This is a genomic window from Oleiphilus sp. HI0123 (assembly GCF_001635315.1).
Genome location: NZ_LWGE01001797.1, coordinates 1 through 1746, shown reverse-complemented (window position 1 = coordinate 1746; position 1746 = coordinate 1). Strand labels below are relative to the sequence as shown.

Annotated in this window: 1 protein-coding gene; it reads right to left on the bottom strand. The window is 41.8% G+C overall.

Annotated features, from left to right (window positions below; genetic code table 11):
* On the bottom strand, nucleotides 1–1171 hold a 1171-nt coding region (gene pcnB / locus A3761_RS24155), incomplete at its 3' end, for a polynucleotide adenylyltransferase PcnB (protein WP_082870373.1).
* Between the last annotated feature and the right edge of the window lie 575 nt (nucleotides 1172–1746).

Here is a 1746-nt window from a genome sequence, read left to right as displayed (position 1 = left end):
TAGCGAGTTCGCCGACAGGTTCACCAGCTTGCTCCCGTAACAACAAAAAGTCATAGGCAGCCCTGAATCGTTGCTGTTCAGCGAGGTGGAAAGGCCGCTTGCCGTGAGTCTTAGTGAGTCTGATTTGGTATTCCCATATTTCCTTCATCATTAAGGTGAAGCGCTTGGGTATAGATATATGAGGTAGTTGGCTTTGAAGTGTAAGTTGCCCTGCTTGTTGTAATGCAGGAAATTCGGGAACGCCTTCTTCAATAAGTTGTGACCACAGTCTATCGACTTCAGGCCATAGAAGAGTTGCATACAGAAATGCTGGTGTGACGGGTTTTTCTTGATGAATTCGTTGATCAGTATTTGTTAAGCCTGCCTCGAGCATTTTCTTATAGATAGCACTCTTATCACTGTTTTCCAAGGTATGAGCAATAGCTGGGAACAAGGGCTTAAATAGCCCATAGTCGACTAAGAGGTGAAAAATTTTCAATCCATAGCCAGAGAGAAACAGTTTTAGAATCTCATCGAACAAACGTGCTGCTGCAACGTTGGACAATAGCTGACCGTGCTCTCGTATGGCACCGCTGGTCTCTTCTTCGATATCAAAGTCTAGTTTAGCCGCGAAACGCAAAGCTCTGATCATCCGAACCGGATCTTCCCTATAGCGTGTTTCCGGGTCGCCAATAATGTTGATCAGACCCTGCTTAATATCGTCCAGGCTATCGACATAGTCGTAAATACAAAAGTCTTTAGGGCTGTAATAGAGAGCGTTTATCGTAAAGTCTCTTCGCACAGCATCTTCATCGATACTGCCATATTCATTGTCTCTAAGCAGCATGCCATGCTCTGATTGTTTTTCGTCCTGTTGGTTTACGCTTCCACGGAAGGTAGCAACCTCGATAATCTCGCGGCCAAACAGGATATGGACGAGCTTAAAGCGACGACCAATTAAACGTGAATTCTTAAAAAGAGCATGTACCTCCTCAGGGTGTGCATTGGTCGCAATATCAAAATCTTTAGGATTTTGGCCGAGCAAAATATCCCTGACACCACCACCAACCAGATACGCCTCATAGCCGCTATTATGTAAGCGATGCATAACCTTTAACGCCGATGGGCTAATTTGGCTACGAGAAACGGGATGTTGGTCGCGAGGTATAATGGAAGGAGACAGTCTGGACATGTTTAAACAATCATTGTTGTGGGTTACGAAGTACTAAGACCTTGAGGGGCTCTATCAGCCTTACGTTTTATGAAGCCATACTTTACCATAGACCAAGGCCAAGAGTTTATCTAAAGAGAAAACTGTACCAGAAAAAGTAGCAACACAAGTAATAATAAGAAAAGAGAGGGGGAATGACTTTGCATGAAAAGATCAAACGCTCTCCGTGATTGACCTTTTCATGCTTAAAAGAGCAGACTCTAAATTTTTTGTTGTTGTGAATCCATGTCTGTGCTTTAGGGCAAAAGCTCACACCTTTGCATGTAAACAGAGCAATTTGAATACTCAGAGCGGTAGCTAAAATAAAGTTATCCGGTTTAGGACTAGTGCCACTTTATGTGTTCTTATTAGTCAGAAACAATAACTCAATTCATTTTTTCGGCCGCTAAAAAGCTAGGCATTCAAAATATTCAGTTTACCCCGCATTTATTATTTTTATCGCTGCGGTTTCTACAATAGAAGCTAACTACTATTTTTATTTTTATTTGTATAACTAATATTGGTTATTTTTATTTTTATGCTAGTAAGAGTAGCAT